This is a genomic window from Streptomyces sp. NPDC107559, from assembly GCF_055657365.1.
The window spans coordinates 191,343-210,956 of record NZ_JBVKBD010000001.1; the positions used below are offsets into that span (position 1 = coordinate 191,343).

The following is a 19,614-nucleotide window of genomic DNA, read 5'->3' on the forward strand; positions in this document are numbered from 1 at the left end:
CCAGGGCGGTAGCCACTGCTTGCTCGGCGTGCTTGCCAGCTGGACGCTACAGACTTGATATGTCCGCGAAGAAGCCCAGGTCAGGATCTTCCGGGGTGCCGACGAGCAGCGCGCGGTCCAACAGGATGTTGTTGTGCTCGCAGCTCGTCTCGGGGAGCATCACGCAGGCGTGACAGGCGGCAAGGTTGACTCCGCCTGCGCCGGACATCTCCGTCTCCACGCAGAGCGGGTCCGAGGAACACCACTCGGCGCGGTGGACGGCCGAACGCACCGTGCGATCGAGAAGCTCCGGCTCGCCCTGCGCCACGAGACCGCCGAGACTGCCTGCCGAGTCGCTCGTCGCCGTGTAGACGAGTACTCCGGCCATGTCGTCGTCGGCATACAGGCGCTCGCGCAGAGAAGCGGCAGGGTATCCGGCCTCAAGGCTCCACTCGTTGATGAGGATATGGGCCAACGTGTGCAGCAGCACCAGGCGAGGTGTGGCGGGAGAGGGCACGGCCTGGCCCTGGTCGCCGGCCCGCTGGTCCAGCACGCGCTGGTGAGCGGTGTGCATCCGCTCGACCCGGGCCGCCACCGCCACGGCCTTCTCCCAGGTGCCGAGCCGGTCCTCGTCCAGACGGAGGAAGACTCCCTCACCGCGTACCTCCATGGCCGGGAGCCAGAGCATCGGCGACGAAGAGAGGGGCATCTCCTTCGAATCGGTCGTCGAGTCGGGATCGGCGAGTCGGGTGAACGCCTTCAGCGCGCGCACCTCTCGGAGTTTCTTGACCAGCATCGGACCGGTGATACCGAGCGGACCGAGCACACTCTGGTCGCCCAGCGGGGTCTCGCAGACGAACTGCTCGTCGTGGGACTGCTCGCTCTCTTCGTTGCCCGAGCGGAGACGCTCGTACTCCTTGTTGCGCAGGGCGCGGTAGCGATGGTCGAAGGTGGGAGCCGTCTCACCGTCGGCGTCCTCCTCGCGTTCCGCATCGAGCAGCGTCATCACTTCATCGAGGGAAATGGGCCACCTCTCGGGGAAAACGGCATCGAGATAGATCCCGACGGACGTGCGGTCGTCGTACTTCCGGAGCTTCTCCCAGTGTTCGGCGAGCGGATCTGTGCGACCGTCGCTCCACGGCGGGATGGAGAGCGCGGACTTCAGCACCGGCTGCCACACCGCCGAAGAACCGCGCTGGAGCGTCCGCAGGGGCAGCCCGCACTCCTGGGCGGGAGCGGAGGCGCCGAGCCAAGGTCGGGTGCCTTGGCACTTGAGCCCCAGATCCTTGAGCGCGTTCCTACGGAAGGAACCCTCCATCGAGACCTCGGAGGCCTTTCCGCAGGTGCAGGAGACGAGGATGGAGCGGAGCGAGGATGTCCGCCCGGACGAGCGCAACCTGAGCTTCCCGCCGCACGACCCGACCGTCGAGGCCCCGCGTTCGGTGGAGCGGTGCACCCACTGCCGGTACGGGAACTCGTCGAGGTGCCCGGCCTCGCAGGCAACGACGAAACGGGAGGGCACGAGATCGACTTCGCACGTGCCGCACACGCTTCGACCGGAGGGTGGGTTGAAGTCCTGGTGCCGTTGCAGCTCCGTGCACTCCGGGCAGGAGTGCATCAGGGGGAATCGTCGGACCCGCAGCCCGTCCTTGCTGGTGTCGTCGGACGCGGGCGGCAGCCTGAAGTACTTGACGTCGAGCAGTCGGGCTAGGCGTCTCTCGTGGATCCGCGGCGATTCGTCGGAGCTCCAGCTCCGGTCGGCTCCGTCCAGGCCCGAGACCACGAAGGACTCGTGGTCGACGGCAAGGAGCGATCCGACACCGTATGTGGTGATCGCCTGAGCGCGGCGGACCGTGCCGCGTCGGGGAAAGCTGTGGGCGGGGGCGGCGCCGTTCGCACCGGTCCGGCGACGGCGGGCGGGGGGTGGGGTCATCGGGTTCCCTCCATGAACAGGGCGGACTCGGCGTCGACGTCGCGCAGGCTCCAGAGCGTGGACCACGCCTGGGCATCCTCGGTCTCGTCGTCGTACGCCTTCAGGAGCGAGGGGGTGCGACGGCCTCGGAGGGGCTCGAAGAGCAGGCCGCTGTGGATGTCGGCTTCCTCGCACCACCAGTCGACGAACTCGTCGAAGCCTTGGGACACGGCCTCGGTCTCTTCCGGGGTGACTCCGCGGACGCGTTCCAGGAGCACGAACTTGATGGTGCCCCGGAGCACGTCTTCGTAGGAATCGACCTTGCCGGCCCCGTCGTTCGGCCGGGCGGCCGGGATCATGATGCGGGCCAGAGCGACGATCACCGCGTGCAGGCCCCGCTCGCGGGCGCGGGCGGAGAACGGGGTGACCGAGGTGGACTCGACCTCGCGATACAAGGCCGAGTGGAAGTGCTGGAAACTCTCGTAATGTGAACGGTCCCGGGAGCGGGACGAGTTGAGCATGACCGTGACCAGACCGGGGTACGCGCGGCCGACCCGACTGGTGGCCTGGATGTACTCGGCGGTCGTCTGCGGCTGGCCCATCACGGCCATGAGACCGAGGCGGTCCACGTCGACCCCCACCGCGATCATGTTGGTGGCGAGCAGGACGTCCACGGTGTCCTCGTCGGGAAGTCGCTTCTCGATGCCTTTCAGACGGGTGGGGATCTCGCTGGCGTCGATCCGGCTCGTCAGCTCCGAGTAGTTGGCGACCGAGCGGACCTCCACTCCCTCCCGTTCGGCGAGCAGCTCCAGATAGGCCACCACGTCGTCGTGCACCTGGAGTTCGGCCGCGGAGAGCAGTCGGAGGCTGTTGAAGTAGCCGACGAGACTCCAGTACGCGTCGCGCACCTCGTCGTCGGTCTTCGCATGCTTGGCCCGGTGCAACAGAGTGGCGTACGTGCGGATCAGCAGGGTGGACTGACTGGTGCCGGGGGCCAGGAGACCGACGTAGCGGCGGCTCACCTTCTCCTCGCGCGGTGTTTCCACCGCGAACCACGAGTCGCGGGCGTCCAGGCCGGCAGGCGGGAACTGCCGTACGCCGCGGGCGAAGAGATGTCGACCCTGGTCGGCGGCGCGACGGATGGTCGCCGTGGACGCGATCACCTTGGGGCGGTCGGCGAGCGCGTCGACGGCGGTCTCGTAGAGGCCGGTGAGCGTTCCCAACGGGCCTGAGATCAGGTGTAGTTCGTCCTGGACGATCAACTCCGGGGGTGGGGTGGCGTCGTTCGGGTCGTCGCGGTTGAAGAGCGCCGAGGTCGCCGGACGCCACGGCATCGAGGCGAACTTGTCGACGGTGGCGATCACCAGCGTCGGACGGGCGTCGTACACCGCCTCGTCGATCAGGTGGACGGGCAGGCCGTCGGCGAAGTCGCAGCCCGTACCGGGGCAGCGGATGTTCATCCGCCTGGCGTCCTCGTCGACGTTGTAGTCCCGGGCGTCGAGGCGGGTCCCGCACCAGGGACAGGCGTGCAACTGGACGGGGTTCTCGGTGGCGAGGCGCTTGCCGAGGGTCCGCTGCAGCTCGTCGAGTTTCAGGCTCGCCTCGGCCAGTGTGTTGGGGGTGGCGGAACGGCCCACCCACATGCCGACGGAGAACTCCTCCCGGCCCAGCTCGGGAGTGCGGCGTCGCATGTCTTCCATGGCGCAGAGCAGGATCGCCGCGCGCTCGAACTGCTGGAGGGTGAGCAGACGCAACGTGTAGCGCATGAGGACGGTGACGCCGCCGCCGTGCGCGCCCTTGCGGATGCGACGCAGGAACGACGTGAGGGCGATCAGCCCGAGATAGGCCTCCGTCTTGCCACCACCGGTGGGGAACCACAACAGGTCGGAGACCTCCCGATCGCGGTGCCCGGGATCGTCGATGCCGGCCAGGCAGAGGAGCACGAACGCGATCTGGAAGGGGCGCCAGCGGCCGGCGGCCGGATCGGGGGAGCCGACGCGCCCGCTCTTCACCCAGGCGCTGCGGGCGCGCTGCTCGGCCATGGCGCGGTTGGCCAGTCGGAACGCCCTCATCAGGTCGGGCTTGGTCCGGAGCAGCTCGATGCCCTCACGGATCCGGTCGAGAGCCTCGCTGCAGGCCTCCACCTGGATCGAAGCGGGCTTCTCGTGCGTACTGCCCGTCAGGGCCGCCGCCTCGATGGCTTTACGGTCGATCCACAGGTCGTAGCCCATGGCCAGCTTCTCCAGGGCGGCCAGCACCTCGGCGTCGGACCTCTCCGCCAGCCCCAGCATGGACAGCGCCGAGCTGTCGATCTCCGGATTGGAGTCGGTGAGCAGCACCTCCACGGTGGGCACGAACTCGCTCCGCACCTCGGTGACCGCGGCCGGAACGGGGTCGGTCACACCGATCGGCGGCGGGGTCCAGTCCCATTCGGCGGAGCAGCCGTGACCGACGGCGAAGGTCGGGGCGTGGCGGTGCAGCAGCCGACTGGTGGCGATCTCCGGGTCATGGGCGGCGGCCGGGGCAGGACGTTCGACGAACGCAGTGGAACCGTTGGCGGCCTGTACCGTCAGACCGCACTGGAACAGGGAGAACGCATCCTGGAGATCCCGCTCGCCGACCTTCTGCGTGTTGATCAGAGTGACCGTGATCGTGACCGTGCCGGTGGTGGGGTCGGGGCGACGGACGTTCACTCGCAGTAGGACCCTGTCGTCGAGCTCCTTGCGCCTGTCGCTGTCGGGCGTCGTGACGTCGACCTCGAAGTCCGGGAGTTCGAGTTCCTTGCGCCGCCAATGCTCCCGCTGGTCGGCGGTGGTACGGGCCTCGGCACGGTGGGCCGGGATCGGATGGCCGTCCGCGTCTGTGGGCTCGTAGACAGCGGCGCGCGCCGAGACCACGATCGTGTCGCTTATGCCCGGGTCGACCGCGAAGGTCAGGCCCATCGAGGAAGGACGACGGTCCGCCGCGGCACCGACGTCCTGCGCCGTACCGGAATCCTCGACGTCGTCGCGGCGGAGCAGAGGCGTGACGTCCAGGCCCTCCTGTTCGGCGACGTCCTCGTCCTTCCGCTTCTGCGCGGCTTTGTCGGCGGCACGCGGATACAGCACGCCGGTGAGATAGCGATCGATCGGCGCGTCCTGGGTGAGTATTTCGTCCCGGTCGTCCGGCTCGGCGTCCTCGGCGGGGCCGAGGAGCTCGCGACGGAGTCCCGTCAGGAGCTCCTCGTCCCGGACCCGATAGTGCTCGGAGTGCCGACCTGATGTCTGTGTCACGAGCTCTGCTCCTTGTTGTCGTCGGCTCTCCGGTACCGGCCGATGCCGGTGATCCGTGGGGCGATCCACACACCCCGGTCACCGAGCCCCGCGTTGGCACCGGCGGCGGTGCTGCCCGTCACGGTCTCCAGGGTGTCGATCCACAGGTCGTGGATCTCGTCGGGCCACCAGGGGTCCCAGGTGCGGTTCACCTTCTGTACCTGGAACAGCTCCTCGCGGAACCGTTGCGAGGCCTCGCCGATCTCCCGCCCGTCGTGCAGCAGGACGTACGGCGGGCTCTGCGTCTCGCCCATCGGTACGTCGTGCCGCCTGCGCAGCACCACTTCCTGGCCGGAGCGGACCTGTTCCAGGAGATGCCTCTGGGTGGCGACGGCGTCCGTCTCGTGGCCGGGCGGGTCGTCCCGGCTCATGTCGCCCGCTTCGGCGACGATCCCGAGCCTGTCGTACGACCGCCACGTCCCGAGGAAACGACGACCACCCTGCCGATGCCCCGCATTCCTGAAATGCGGCAGTTCGGGAGAGGGCGCGTGGTACAGGTCGTGGCGGGCTCGGGTCATCGCCACGTAGAGAGCGCGAGCCTCGGCGGGGAGATCGAGTTCGTCCTTGTGGCGCTTCTGGAGGTCCGCGACGGTCGGCGGGGTCAGGACGATCACCCGGTCGAACTCCAGGCCCTTGGCCCGGTGCACGGTGGAGACGACGATCCGGGCGGTCTCCGGGTCGGCTGCCTCGTCGGGGAACCGGCTGTCCGCGACCGCGCGGCGCAGCCGGTCCAGGTCGAGCACATTGCGCCCGGCTCCTCGCGCAACTCGACGCAGCACCGTCCAGAGGGCGCCGGCGTTCGGTTCGTAGGGGAGCGGGATCTCCGAGAGGAGGGCACGGAACCGGTCCTCGGTGAGACCGGTCGCCTCCGTGCGGCGGAGCAGTTCGGCGACCCAGTACGGCACCGGACGCTCTTCGAGCGGGCGCCGCAGCCTGTGCTCGACGCCGTGGGCGTGCAGCAGGCCGGAGACTACGAGGGCCTGCCGGTTGTCACGGGCGAGGATCGCGCAGGTGTCGGGGAGGTCCCGCAGTCCGTCCAGGGTGAACCCGTCGTCGAGGCCGCCCATGCCGTTCGCCGGGTCCAGGAGGAGGTCGCGCAGCTCGTTGTAGAGCGTTCCCGCCTCGTCCGGGTCGGTGAGCTGCTGCAGCCGGGGGCCGTGCGCCAGTGCCACCCGGGCCTCGGCGGTGGTGGCCCGGAAATTCCGGGTGAGGTGCAGTTCCACCAGGTCGTCGAGGTAGGAGCAGCGCAGCCAGTCGAAGAACCGACCGGTTTCGTCGGCACGCTCGTCCAGGTCCGCGATCTGGAAGCCGTACACGGATTGGGCGGCGTCCCCGACGACGGTGAATCCGCAACTGTCCTGGTACCGGTCGAGGAGGGTCTCCACCAGTTCGCGACGGGCCCCCAGCAGGTCCTGGACCTCGTCGATCACGACATGCGCGGGTGGTACGGCGTCGCCGACCTCCAGCGCGCCCTTCTCGATCGCACGGGTCGCGGCGGCTATCCGCTCGTCGAATCCGACCGATCCCCACTCGCCGTCCGGATGAGTCTGGAGGAGCACTTCGTAGGCCCAGGAGTCGAAGGTCCGGGCCCGCACCCGATGGGCCCGTTCCCCGTGCCGAGAGATCCGTTCGCGCAGTTCCCGGGCGGCGGCCCGGGAGAAGGTGAGCACCAGGATCTCGGCGGCCTCCAGCGCCCCGTCCGGGCTCTCGTCGCCGCACAGCGCGTCGAGCCGGCGCACCAGGGTGTGCGTCTTCCCCGCGCCCGCTCCGGCGGTGACCAGGACACGCGCGTCCCAGGGCTGTTCGACCACGGCCCGCTGCTCGTCGGTGAGCGGAGGGCTGTCGAGGTAGGCGTCGGTCACTTTCTGCTCCAGAGGTGCTCGAACTGGGTGAAGGCGAGCTGGGTGTCGAAGTTGGCGATGTTGTCGCTGACGTTGAGGATCAGGCAGGTGGCTTCGCCGCCGTTCTTCGGTCCACGCAGGCCTCGGCCGATCATCTGCTGGTAGACGTTGGTGCTGTAGACCGGGCGGGCCACCACCACGACACGCGTGGAGGGAGCGTCGAACCCCTGTGTGAGGACGCCGTAGTTGGTGAGGACCTGGATACGTCCGGCACGGAAGTCCTCGATGCGCCGACGCCTGTCCTGCGCGCTGGTGGTCGAGTCCACGGCGGCGGACGGGATCCCGCGGTCGTTGAGCATGGCGGCCAGGTACTTGGCGTGATCCACGGAGGTGGCGAAGAGCAGAGTCGGCGGATTCTCCGGGAGAGCGGCGACCTCGTCGACGATGCGGCGGCTGCGTGCGTGGTCGTCGGCGAGCCGCTGCTCGGCGGCGCGGGAGAGCGTCGCCATCCGGTCGGCCTGCGCCTTCTCCTCAGGCTTCAGTTCGATCCGGCCACCCTCCAGGGTGCGGTGCTCCACCTGCGCGAGCATTCCCCATTCCTGGAGGTCCCGGTACGGATCGCCGGACGGGAAGACCCCCTCATCGAGGCGACGGTTGCCGAAGCGGTTGACCAGCCTGCTCGTCTCTTCCTCGTTGGTGTTGCGGAAGGGGGTGGCGGTCAGCCCGAGCAGATGCCGCCCGGTTTGGTACTGGGTGAGCCCCAGCTGCGTCAGTATTCCGGTGTACCGCTTGGAGATGGCGGTGTGGGCCTCGTCCACGATCACCAGCGCGGCCTCTCGCAGCCAGGCGTACTGGTCGGTGCTCAGGCATCGCTCCAGCTTGGCGTCCGTGGCGATCACCAGATGCGGATGATCGACCACGTTCCCCACCTCGTGACTGCTCCAGAGCCGGCTGATGGTGAGCGGTCGCTCCGCGCCCACCCTGCTCCACACGAACTTCCAGCTCTGTACGGCCTGTTCGCACAGCTCCTCGGTCTGTGCGATCCACAGCAGCGGACCTCCCAGGTCACCCACCCGCTTCACCCAGCGGATCACGGCCTCGGACGTGACCCGCGTCTTGCCCGCGCCGGTGGGCAGCGACAGCATGGCGCGCTGCGGGGCCAGCCGGTCGAGCAGGGTGGTGATGTTGCGGACCAGGTCCTCCTGGTAGTCGTGGAGACGAGGAAAGTCCCGCGGGCCGTCCACCGTCTCGAAGGAGGGCGGTGAGGGAGTCCTGGAACCGGCGAAGCCCACCGGCAGTCTCAGGTCCGACACGAACGCCACGGCGGCAGGCGAACCAGCGTAGGCCACCGGCGCGTCGGGGAAGCGGGCCTGAATGTCGCGGGCGTGCTCCTGGAGCACACCGTCACCGTGCGAGTTGAAGGCCATCTGCGCGATCCGGTGCCCCGAGGGCTCGGCGCCGTCGCTCTCCTGCAGCTCGGCGTCCATCAGCCCGTCGGGCAGCCCGGTGCGCAGGGCTTCCGCGCCGATCAGCAGCTCGATCTTGGTGACCACGTCGTCGGCGTCGCGCACGGCCTGCCGGCCCGCCTTCGTCCTGGCGTCACGTGCCATGCGTTCCTGGTGGTCCAACACTGCCCTGCAGCCGGCGGCACCGAGACCGAGCTCCAGTTCCCGGTCGATCAGACGGAGCATGGGTTCGGGGGCCAAGGGGACGCGGACCTTGATCGTGCCGCCCTGGCGTACCGCGTCGAGAGGCCGGGGCTTCACGCCGTTCAGGGTCCGGGTCACCTCTTCCAACTCGGTGCACTGCTGTATCACCGTGCTCCGGTTGCCGTTGTTCAACCGCTGACGCAGGGCCGGGTACAGCTCCACGAGCGGGACCGGGTCGCCGTCCGGGACCTCGCGGGTCTCCAGGGTGATGGCATCGGCGTACCGCTTCATGCCCCACTTCTCGATCATCAGCTCGGCGTCCTCAGAGGTCGCCACCAGCAGGGCGGGAAGCTGTTCCGCGCGCAGTGCCCGGTACTCGGTAGGGCCGACCGCGACGGTGATCTCGTCGTCGGGGCGGGTGTCCCAGGTGTCGCCGATCCGGCAGCGGGTCAGCGAGTCCTCGGGGAAGGCCGCGTCGAATCGGGTCAGCATCACGTAGGTGTTGCCCACGAAGGCGTCGTCCTCGCTCCGGGTCACCTCCGACAGGAGGGTCTCCCAGTGCTCGGCCGGGACCTCGTCGACCGTGATGGGCAGGCGCAGCTTGCGAGCCTTCTCCGGGGAGATGTCGGCGACCGGCAGCACATCGCGGTAGGCGGCGAGCTGGGGTCCGACGGCCTCCCCCAACGGCTTGATGCCCTGGGAGGTGGAGACGGACCCGTACTTCCGCAGCATCCAGCGGATCGGGGACACCACGGCCCTGCGGGTGCTCGTCTGGGCGCCGATCTGCCGCGTCCAGTTGTCCACCACGGCCTCGTCAGGAAGCGCCTTCAGAAAGGCCGCGCGCGATTCCTGCGAGAGCGACCGGAAGAGGTGCAGCGGACCACCGATCGGGGACCCCTCCACCTTCATCCTGTTGATGCCGACGCGAGGGGCGTCCGGTGCGCGCAGGTAGGAAGCGTGGACGGCTTCCCGGTACTCCTCGAACCAGGCCTCGCCCTCCGGACGCATCGAGCCCGACGGTCTTTCACGCAGGCCGATCTCGCGGAAGAAAGCGAGGTCGTCGGAGTGGAACCGCACATCGACAGCGATGCCGGGGTCGCGCCTCGCGTCGACCACCGCACCCGGAAGCATGCAGTCGCGCACAGGTCGGAACTTCCCGTCCGCCGTCCGTACCCGCAGAGTCTCGCGGGCGTTCGGCACCTGCTGGAGCACGGTGTGGGTCAGACGGCGACCGCCGGCCTGTCGGAACAGGTCCCAGAAGCGCTCCCACTCGGCGTCCGCGTAGCCGTCGAAGCCCTGGTCGAGCACGCTGATGAACCGGCCTTCGACGTCGGCCTCGCGGATGCCGAGCAGGTCGAGGGCGGAGACGAGCCTCGGGTTCTGTGCGATCTCGCCGACCACGTACTTCAGGGATTCACGCAGCCCGCCTTCGTCCGTACGCCGGAACACCTGACCAGGTACCGGGGCGACGAGGCCGTGCTCCTCGGTGAGCACGATCTCGGCCTTGCGGGCCTCCTCGGCGTACGGCGACCTGCTCTCGATCATGTCGGCGAGAATGCGGATCGCCGTGGCGGACGCCTCGGCGTCGCCGCACGCGACCAGAGCCTCCAGCCATTCGCGCACGCCCGCCCGCCGGTGACCGGCCGCACCGAGAATGTGCTCGACCTTGCCCGAACGCAGCGTGTCGGCCTCGGCGTTCGGGTGCAGCCAGTTCGACGGGCGACCGGGGGCCTCGTGCCACATCCGCAGCCAGCCTGCGTTCTTGTCCTTGTCGAGGCGCGGGGCGACGAGCAACTCGGTGGGGACGCGCAGCACGCCCTCCTGGTCGGGCAGCGACGGACGGACGGCCGCCCGTTCCCAGATCTCTCGGGTCAGGAACTCGTCGGCCCAGCTGATCGCCTCCTTCACCCGGCCGGGCAGCAGCGGGAGGTACGCGGCGGGGTCCTCGGCGGGAGCCAGGCGTGTGAGGGAGTCGATCACCAGCGTCGCCGAGACCTTGACCATCTCCTCGTTGAACGGCGAGGAGTCGAGCAGGTTCTGTCGGTCCTCGTTGGTCTTCCAGGCGCCGTTGAGGATGCCGCTCAGGGACATCTCGTACTTCGTCGGGAAGAAGGACCAGAAGCGTCCCCGTCCCCGGGCCTGGGGGCTGACGTAGAGGCCACTCTTCTCGTCCTTCTCCAGCGCGGGAACGGCCCAGGCGAGGTCCAGAGTGAGCCGATCGTGCAGTTCGCCGGCGTCGGCCCGAGCTGCCGGACCGGGTTCGTGCGTGGTGGAGAAGACCCGCCAACGGGTGCTGAAAGCCGACCTTCCCGTCCTCTCCTCCACCACGGTGTGCAGGTCACCGGACTGCTCGCTCTTCAGCACGCGCCGGACGGCCGGCCGAGGTCGACGGTCCTCGAGGACGACCTTCGCCACGTGCGGGGAGAGCAGCTGGAACCCGAGCGGGAACTCTTCGCGAGCCGATCCGGCGGTCGTGCGACCGCCGTGCATGTCCAGCGCCAATCGGCCGGCGGCTCCGTCGAGCAACGGCAGGCGGACGACGGTCGTGGCCCAACCCAGCAACTCGTCGAGGACGGGGTCCTGAGCCCGCTCCGCATCCGCGTCGAGGGGACGTGCCATACGAAGCACCGGTGCCTCGAACCGCTCACCCAGGCGCTCCCGCACGCCGGGAACCGAAAGGATCTTCCCGAGTGCCCATTCGCGGTCGAACCCGAAGGAGCCGGAGCTGCTGAAGAACTGCGGGGTGTCTGTCACGACCAGAACAGATTTCACACCCACGCCGAAACGGCCGATCTGCCCTCCTCGCTTGCGCGACATGCTCATTCGAAGGATGGTCTCCGCACCTTCGGGAGTGACCGGGGCGCCCTCGTTGGCACAGTAGAGGTGCGTGTCGGTGAGAACGACCTGGACGGAGCCACCGGGCTCGGCGGCGATCTCGTCGGCCGCGTTCTGCACGAGTTCGAAGAGCTGCCGGTCGCCATACCCTCCTTGGGTGATGCGACGTTCTCCGTTGGCGTGTTCCGGGACGAGTCCGGGGTCGACCTCGTAGGTCTGCAGGACGCGAGACGACTGTTCGACGACAGTGGGAATGACCGAAAGCGGGGAAGCGGACATGCTTCTTCACGGCTCCTGTTGTGGACGGCATGGCGTAAAGGGGACGACACAGTCGGGCATGAAGTGGTCCGAACCCGCTTGAACTGGGGTGATGTGGTCCGGCGAGCTGTGGACTCGCTGATGTGCGCGTTGAGAAGGGACCGGTTTGTTCAGTCGTCGTCCAGGCCGGTGAATCTGTAGTTCTGGCCGAAGAGTTCGTCGAATTCCTCGACCGTCATACCGAGCGAGTCGAGAATCTGCTTTCTCTCTGTGTCGGAGCTGGCTAAGCGGAGCTGTAAGGAAACGGAGTGGATTTCGCGCAGTGAATGGGGGACGTAAGGGTGCGGGGAGTCCGTCTCCTCGGGAGGGTCTTCCATGGGTTTTCAGCGCCCTTCGGTTCTCTGTCGAGGGTCCCCGTGTCTGCAGCACGTCCGGGGCTGTGTGAATGTAAAACGGCACAACTCACCTATTGCCGCACGGGAGTTCTCCGAGCGGGGCGGGCAATGCCGCCGTCGAAGATCCTAGGACCCGTCACCCGTTCGTGTCACCCCCAATTGGCTTGCTAGTTACTGGAGTTGACGTCTCCGCTTTGCAGTGAATGTTCACATTCGGGATTCGGTGGCTCGCGAGAGATGACCGACCGGAATTCTCAAACCGGACATACTGTGCACAGTGGACTTCCTGATGCTCGTTGAGGGTGATCGGCTTGCGTCAAGCGGTAGTTGACGGGATTCGCGTCGTCAAATTAGCCTGTCCGTGATCGTGGGAACAGTGACATACGGCGAGGAGTGGGAGGCCATATGGAGGTCGGCGAGGAGTTCGGGCCCTGGCTGTCCCGTCAGCTCAAGATCGCGGGCAAGACGCAGGCAGAGCTGGCCGACGAGTTGGGTCTGACCAGGGCCGCGGTCTCGGCGTGGATCACGAAGCGCTCCGTCCCGCGCCCGACTGTCATGGGGGAGATCGCCAAGGCGCTCGGTACGGACCTGGGTACCGTGCACACCCGGACCACCGATACGCAGGCCGGCCTCCCGGTCACCTGGTACCACCGACCCGGCTACCAGGACGGAGGGCGGGACGGCGGGAACGCCGCGGCCTTCGCCTTCGACGCGGACGTCCAGGTCCTCGCGCGCGAGACCTGTCAGAACAGCCTCGACGAGCGGCTGGTGGAGAACGGACGCCCCGTCCGGGTGCGCTACACCCTTCACGAGCTCACCGGCGAGAAGCTGGAGGCGTTTCGGGCAGCCCTGCTCTGGGACGAACTCCAACCGCACTACTCGGCGGTCTCCGAGTCCGCCGCCGACCAGAAGGTCGGCCGCGTCGTGGACGCAGGTGTACGCGACATGTTCGAAAAGGGTCGCCTGGTCCTCCTTCGGATCGACGACTACAACGCCTCGGGCCTGACCGGCGACGACTACGGCGACGGCAAGTTCGCGGCCGTGGTCCGTAGGCAGCTGGAAAGCCTCAAGTCGGGGCGCGGCGCGGGCGGTTCCTACGGCCTCGGCAAGGCGACGCTCTGGGCCACCAGCGCGCTGGGCATGGTGCTCATCAACTCCACGCTCTCCGTGCCGCACGAGGGTCGCACCGAACGTCGCGTCATCGGGCGGCTGGAGCTGCCGTGGCGCTCCGTCGACGGCACTCCGTATGCGGGCCCGGCCTGGCTGGGTCGCCCCGATCCCGAGACGCACAACGCGGAGGTGGTCCGCTCCTGGTGGGCCGACGAGGAGACAGTCGAACGTCTCCATCTCACCCGCGACAACGACGAGCCGGGCACGTCCTTCCTCATCGTCGGTGCCCACGACGTGGCGAGTCTCGAACAGGGTGCAACGGGCTCGGACGACGATGAAGGCAACACGGGCGACGGCGACGGGATCCGCGACATCCGTGTCATGCATCGACGCCTGGTCGAGGCGCTGGGCCGGGATTTCTGGGCGGCCATGACCGGAGGCGGCAGCAGGCTCCCGCTGTTGGAGACCTCGGTGCGCACGTATCGCAACGGCGAGGTCGTCGTGGAGGAGGAGACGGTCGACCCCACCGACACCCAGCCCTCGCGCAGCCGGGCGTTGCGCGCGTTCTACGAGGGTACGACCGTCGACCGGCTCACCGAGGCCGGCCAGGTGGCCCTCCGTGCTGTTCCGCTCAGGCTCCCTCTGTCCGGGGGACGTTCGGGCACGCTCGGCACGCACCAGGGGGTGCTCCTGGTCACGGAGGCCGAGGACAAGGACGGGGTACCGAACCAGGTCCACTCGCTGCGTGGCAACCGGATGACCATCAAGAAGTCGACCGTCCACGGTCTGCCTCTGGGCGTCACCCAGTTCCAGGCCGTTCTCCTGGTGGGCCACGCGGCGGGAGAGGCGGCGCCCTTCGCAGGGGAGGCCGAGGAGTTCCTGCGGGCCGCTGAGCCTCCCGAGCACGACCGATGGGGGCAGACCGAGGAGTTGACCCTCCGTTGGTCCCACAGTGCCCACAACCGGATCTCCCGACTCACCACCGAGGTCAACGCGGCCGTCAAGGAGCTGGTGGTCCGGCCGAAGCGCATCGGCCTCGAGGAGAGCGCCAAGCTGCGCAAGAAGCTCACCGTCCAGCGCAAGACCGCCGCACCCAAGCGGGGTTCCGGGCCGACGGTGCCGGAACTGGTCGAGCTGGACGCCGAGATCGGCGAGAGCAAGGAGTGGCGGATCACCGCGGAGGTGAAGCTTCCACGCGCCGACGAACTGCCCGCGATGACCCCTGTGGTCCTCCTCGACGTCCGCTCGGGCGGCAGGCCCAGACTCGACTGGGCTGAGCTTGTTGCAGTGGAGGGCTGCCAGGTGGAAGGCGGAGTTCTGCACTTCGAGCAAGGCGCCCGCAAGGCGGTGTTCCGTGGGGCCACCGATCCCACCAGTCATCCGGTCCGCACCGAACTCACGCGACTCGCGCTCGAACTCCGTGCCGGCTCAGGGGAGTGAGGCATGAAGTTCTATCCGTACAAGCGACTCAACCGCCCGGTCGGACTGAGGGTGACGTCGGTCTCGCTCAGGCTGCCCGACCGCACCCGTGACCACTTGGACACCTCGGCGTTCTCGACGCCCCAGAGGACCGTCGCCCTGGGTGTGGCACAGCACGAGGACTGGCTGTCGGCAAGGATCGGCCTGTCCGCCACCCTGCCCCCCGGTGCCACCGACCCCGACGCCCCGTGGAGCGACCTACGGGTCCTTGCGGTGCTCACCGACGGCGACACCAACGTCCGCACCACGGTCGAACTCCGCCAGGACGCCCCGGACAGCAAGGAATGGTCCGGCGCGATCGAGGTGCGCCGTGACGACCACGTCGGTCGTGCCGATCTGGCGGTCCACGCGGTTGCCACCGTGGACGGTGTGGAAGGCCGGGCGATCACCGAGACCGACACCGACTGGACGATCGACACGACCGCCGAGGAACCGCTCGGCGGACTCCGCCTCGATGTGAAGCAGACGAGCTTCACCAAGAGTGCGCGGGAGTGGTTGCGTCCCTACGCCGACGCACCCTGGGTCGTCGACGCCTCGGGCCGGCTTCCGGTGGTGATGGTCAACACCGATGTCGAGGGGTTCTCTGACCTTCTCGGCGGCGAGACCGGCGGGATGGAGAACAAGGTTCAGGAGCTGCTGCTCTCGCAGATGGCCACCGACGTGTGGACAGCCGTCTTCCACAGCGCGGTCGGTGATCTGGAGGTCGAGCCCGACGGCTCGCCCGTCTTCCCCTCCGACTGGAGGGGAGAGGTGCTGCGGGAGATGCTCCCCGATGTGGTGCCCGGCCTCCGGGCCGAGGAGGCGCTGCGCCAGGTGCATCGTCGGCGGACCGGCGACGCGGGATGGGCGGAACTCCAGACCCGCGTCCACTACGCCGCCGTGCGTCGTGCCGGTGCGCGCCAATCGCTCGCCAACGCCCTGCGCGCGCTGCAGCAGATCAACCGAGAGGACCGGCCGTGATCGAGCAGCCCCACTACCTTCCCCCGCGACTCGGTCTGCTCTCCGCGACGGCCGCCGATCCCTTCCTGACCGAGGATCTTCTTCGCGGGATCCAGGGGCATGGGGGCGTGGACCTGGCGAAGGTCGTCGAGCCTCTGCCGGAGGAGGACCCCCGCTGGCGGGTGGAACCCCTCCGGGAACTGATCGACGACGCGTTGCACCAGTTCAAGGAGAACCGGACGGAGGCCGACGCCTGGTTGGCCCCGCGTCTGCACGCGGCTCTCCGCCTGACACGGCGGGAGGCCGCCGACCGGCGGATCTGGAACCACCTCGCGCTCGGTGTCGCCCCGGACTACGTGGTGTGGCGGCATCCTCCTGTGCCTTCGGCGAAGACCCCCGATCCCCGTGTCGCCGCGGCCCGTTTCAAGGGCGCCCCCGACCGGCAGTGCTTCTCACGCCTGTGGTGGGCGGCCGAACTGTTCCGCAACGGCGGCGACTACGCCCCAGTGGTGGTCGCCTGCTCCAATCAGGACTTGATCCACACCGTGATGCGGTCGGACCTGGTCGACCACCGTCCGACGGCCCAGGCGTTGGTCCGTATTCTCCAGAGCGGCATCGCCACCACAGGCCGTGAGATCAACGGCCTCATGGCCGCGATCAACACGGCCGGCGCCACTCTGATCTACGACGCGATGGCCGCCGACGAGTCGCGGGACCCCGAAGATCTGCGCCGCTGGATCGAGGAGGCCGAGACCGCTCCTCCCGTGCCCCGCCACCAGTTGCCGACCGGACCGGAGGAAGAGCCCGTCCCCGAGGAGTCCGTGGAGACACTGACGAAGTACTTCGCCGACCTCTTCGAGACGGCACCGGTCCGAGGGCGGGCGCCGCAGGGGTGAGCTGGAGGGATCACCCACCGTTGAGAGGGTGGCCCTTCAGGCCCTCCCGCCGGCGGACCTTCACCGGTTCGCTGGGCGGACGCCAGTTCTCGAGCTTCGCCAGGGCCTGCTCCAGCCTGGCGTCGGCCTCCTCTTCGCTCAGCTCCGGCTCGAGCACGTGCCGGAGTACGTGCAGAGCGAGCCGGGGCGGCACCGCGTTGCCGATCTGCTGGGACCGGTCGCCGCCTCGCCAGGGGTACGCGACGGGGAACGTCTGGAGCACCCCGGCCTCCGCGAGCTCGAATCGGGGGAGGTCCGTGTTCGTGCCCTTGTGGACGAGCCGGTTGCGGGACACCTTCCCGGTGACAGTCGAGGAGGGTGCGTCGTGGTCGCGGCGTCCTCGTGCGGCCGGGTCACCGCCTGTCCCGTAGTTCGAGACGACGGTGAAGGCAGGGCGGTCCGGCAGGTTGATGTCCGGCAGGTCCAGTTCCAGCGCGATGTCTCGGGCCTTCTTCAGGGCGGCCTCCATGGACACCCAGGAGGCCTTCGGTCCCTTCCTGCTGACGTTCTCCTCGTCGACGCCCCAGAGAGGGGCGTCCGCACGCTCTGCGTCACGGGACGCTGAGGCAACACCGCCCGGCCGGTAGCGGTGGTGGGTCTCCTCCAGCTCCGGGATCTCGACGTCCCCGAGCCTGGCCATGAGCACGGCACGCCTACGGGTCTGCGGGACGCCGAACGCCTCAGTGTGCATCAGCTGCGTCTTGGTCCGGTAGTCGAGGGTGGCCAGCACCTTCTCGTACTCCTCCCACACACGCATCACGGCGGGCACCTGTTCCAGCACGACGGCCCTGTAGGGCTCCAGCTCAGGGCGCCGGCTGCGTTCGATCACCCACCACAACGGTTGGAGGACGAGCCCGGTCCGTTCGTCGCCCAGTTCCTCCAGCCTGGCCCGGTGTGCGTCCAGGGATTTCTCCAAGGAGACGAGGCCGTCGAAGAGGTTCTTGAGGTCGGTGTCCCGACGGGCGAGTCCACGTGGCGCCTCCGTCGCCTTCAGCGCGAGTTCGATCTCCTCGGGCGAGCAGCCGTGCTCGGCGAGGCTCTTCCTGGTCGCTCTGCGAGCGACCGAGCGGAGCGCCTCGTCCTCACGCTTCTGAGCTTTGACCTCGTCCGCCTCGGCGGCCCTGAGTCGCAGTTCTTCGGAGATCTCGTTCCAGGTACGTTCGACATCAGGCCAAGGCGTCTCCTTCGAGCGCACGGCGTCGTGCAGCCGCCCGATGTACTCCAGCACGTCATCGAGGGCCCTGCGACCGGCCCCGTGTCCGGCGACGGTGAACGTCTGGCAGGGCGGCCCACCCGTCAGCACCTGGGCGTGCGGGAAGTCGGCTGCCCGATAGTCCCTGACATCACCGGCGAAGGTGTCCATCCCCGCGGCCTCACGGGTCCGGCAGGCGTTGTCGTCCCATTCGATGCCGGTGACCTGGTGACCGAGGGCTTCCGCTGCCACATCCAGCCCTCCAGGCCCCGCGAACAAGTCCACGATGCGAAAAACCGCAGGTGCGGAGGGTGTGTGTTTGACGTGGCTCATGTGCGAGAAGTTTAGCCGGCTGTCCGGTGTGCGACCGCCCATCGGCTACGTCCGGTCCGAGGACCGAAGCGCGGTCGCGATGGACTCACCGAGTGCCCTGCCCACCGGTGGAGGCGTGGCATGCCCGATCTGTCGGTAGCGCGCGGTCTTCTGGCCGGTGATCCGCCACTCGAGGGGGAACGCCTGGACGATGGCGGCCTGGTCCACCGTGATTTTCGGCATATGCGCCACGTCGTCGGAGCGGGGCCACACATAGTTTGGTCCCGGCACCTCGTCGGCGAAGGCGTTTCCGTTGATCCCCATCCGCGCCCAGGCGCGCTTCGTGCCGGTCGGGCCGACATCGGCGCCACCCCGGTTGTCCGAGCCGCCGACGAGGGTCGGAGCCACGGCGCTCGCCTGATCCGCCCATGCGCCGGCCTCCCGCCAGCCTCGTGCTGCCATCGAGCCGCGCAATGCCTGACCGACCGAGACGTGCTCGCCCACCGTCGGCTCCGGTGGGGCGAAGGCATCGAACCAGGGCTCCTTGAGTGCCACCAGGACACCCTGTTCACGGTCCTGCGGCACGCCGAAGTCCGCGGCGTTCAGTACGAACCAGCGCAACCGGTAGCCGAGGTGCGCCAGTTCCTCCGCGGCGAACGCGCGCACTTCCGCATAGGCGGGCGAGTCGACGAGTGCCGGGAGGTTCTCCAGCAGCAGGGCGCGGGGTTGGACGGCGTGGAGCAGGTAGACCGTGGCCGTGAGCAGTCGCAGTTCCGGCTCGCTGTCCGGCCGCCTGACCGCGGCCGAGGATTTCACGCGGGGCAGGCCCGCCGAGAGCAGGTCGACGTCCAGGGTCTCCGGGTGCTCTTCAGGGAGGAAGCTGATCAGGTCCTCGCAGACGACCTTCCAGTCCGGTCGGTTGGCGAGAAGCGTCTCGCACGCTCGGGGCTTGTTGTCGAGCAGGAGCACCGGCGAGAAACCCGCACTCTCCAGCCCGAGGGCGAGCCCGCCCGCTCCGGAGCACACGTCGACGAAGGTCAGATCCCCCATGTTTCCCCCTTGCCCGAGCGTTCTGTAAGACGTCGCTCCACGGTTGCCGTCACCCGTACGACCACTTCCACGGGCGCCTCGTGCTCCCAGAACCGCAGGACCGTCCACCCCTGTGCGGTCAGGTGCTCCGTCGTCTCCCGGTCGCGGGCCATGTTCCGGTCCAGCTTCTGGCGCCACCACTCTGCGTTCGACTTCGGTTGCGTGGCGTGCTGCGGGCACCCGTGCCAGAAGCATCCGTCGATCAGGACGGCCACCTTGGCCCGGGTGAACGCCACGTCGATGCGCCGCCGCGCCATGCCCGGCACCGGGTACTCCACGCGGTAGCGCAGGCCGGCCGCGTGCAGCAGGCGTCGTACGGCCAGCTCGGCGTTCGTGTCCTTGCTGGCCTGACGCGACATGCGTGCGGAGACGCCGGGC

General features: G+C 68.6%; 11 protein-coding genes. 3 read left to right on the forward strand and 8 right to left on the reverse strand.

Features of this window, described 5'->3' with window-relative positions; translation table 11 throughout:
- Positions 1-46 precede the first annotated feature (46 nt).
- The 5 genes from drmB to ACZ7OY_RS00830 form a co-directional block, all read right to left on the reverse strand.
- Entirely contained in the window at positions 47-1,912 is a 1,866-nt protein-coding gene (gene drmB, locus ACZ7OY_RS00810) for a DrmB family protein (protein ID WP_471909394.1), read from the reverse strand.
- Positions 1,909-5,163 (reverse strand): helicase-related protein, encoded by a 3,255-nt coding sequence (locus ACZ7OY_RS00815; RefSeq protein ID WP_471909395.1) that lies wholly within the window; start codon positions 5,161-5,163, stop codon positions 1,909-1,911. Before ACZ7OY_RS00815 ends, drmB begins: the two co-directional genes overlap by 4 nt.
- A complete protein-coding gene (locus ACZ7OY_RS00820; RefSeq protein ID WP_471909396.1) occupies positions 5,160-7,064 on the reverse strand; it encodes a UvrD-helicase domain-containing protein in 1,905 nt (634 codons plus the stop codon). The genes ACZ7OY_RS00815 and ACZ7OY_RS00820 overlap by 4 nt, the downstream gene beginning before the upstream one ends.
- Positions 7,061-11,806 (reverse strand): DEAD/DEAH box helicase, encoded by a 4,746-nt coding sequence (locus tag ACZ7OY_RS00825; protein WP_471909397.1) that lies wholly within the window; start codon positions 11,804-11,806, stop codon positions 7,061-7,063. The genes ACZ7OY_RS00820 and ACZ7OY_RS00825 overlap by 4 nt, the downstream gene beginning before the upstream one ends.
- A gap of 149 nt (positions 11,807-11,955) precedes the next feature.
- Positions 11,956-12,162, reverse strand: coding sequence for a hypothetical protein (locus ACZ7OY_RS00830; RefSeq protein WP_471909398.1), 207 nt, complete (start codon positions 12,160-12,162; stop codon positions 11,956-11,958).
- Between the two features lie 423 nt (positions 12,163-12,585).
- On the opposite strand from ACZ7OY_RS00830, the gene ACZ7OY_RS00835 reads away from it, so the two are divergent.
- Genes ACZ7OY_RS00835 through ACZ7OY_RS00845 form a run of 3 tightly spaced genes read left to right on the forward strand, consistent with a single transcriptional unit; the run spans position 12,586 to position 16,604 of the window.
- Entirely contained in the window at positions 12,586-14,730 is a 2,145-nt protein-coding gene (locus tag ACZ7OY_RS00835) for a helix-turn-helix domain-containing protein (protein ID WP_471909399.1), read from the forward strand.
- A 3-nt stretch (positions 14,731-14,733) separates the two neighbouring features.
- Positions 14,734-15,729 (forward strand): hypothetical protein, encoded by a 996-nt coding sequence (locus ACZ7OY_RS00840; RefSeq protein WP_471909400.1) that lies wholly within the window; start codon positions 14,734-14,736, stop codon positions 15,727-15,729.
- On the forward strand, positions 15,726-16,604 hold the full coding sequence (locus ACZ7OY_RS00845) for a DUF6339 family protein (protein WP_471909401.1): 879 nt from the start codon (positions 15,726-15,728) through the stop codon (positions 16,602-16,604). Before ACZ7OY_RS00840 ends, ACZ7OY_RS00845 begins: the two co-directional genes overlap by 4 nt.
- 10 nt (positions 16,605-16,614) lie before the next feature.
- Here ACZ7OY_RS00845 and ACZ7OY_RS00850 read toward each other — a convergent pair whose 3' ends face one another.
- The 3 genes from ACZ7OY_RS00850 to ACZ7OY_RS00860 are packed head-to-tail and all read right to left on the reverse strand — an operon-like array spanning position 16,615 to position 19,595.
- A complete protein-coding gene (locus ACZ7OY_RS00850) occupies positions 16,615-18,168 on the reverse strand; it encodes a DNA cytosine methyltransferase (RefSeq protein WP_471909402.1) in 1,554 nt (517 codons plus the stop codon).
- A gap of 45 nt (positions 18,169-18,213) precedes the next feature.
- A complete protein-coding gene (locus ACZ7OY_RS00855) occupies positions 18,214-19,197 on the reverse strand; it encodes a DNA cytosine methyltransferase (RefSeq protein WP_471909403.1) in 984 nt (327 codons plus the stop codon).
- Positions 19,185-19,595, reverse strand: a complete 411-nt coding sequence (locus tag ACZ7OY_RS00860) for a very short patch repair endonuclease (protein ID WP_471910337.1) — start codon at positions 19,593-19,595, stop codon at positions 19,185-19,187. The genes ACZ7OY_RS00855 and ACZ7OY_RS00860 overlap by 13 nt, the downstream gene beginning before the upstream one ends.
- Between the last annotated feature and the right edge of the window lie 19 nt (positions 19,596-19,614).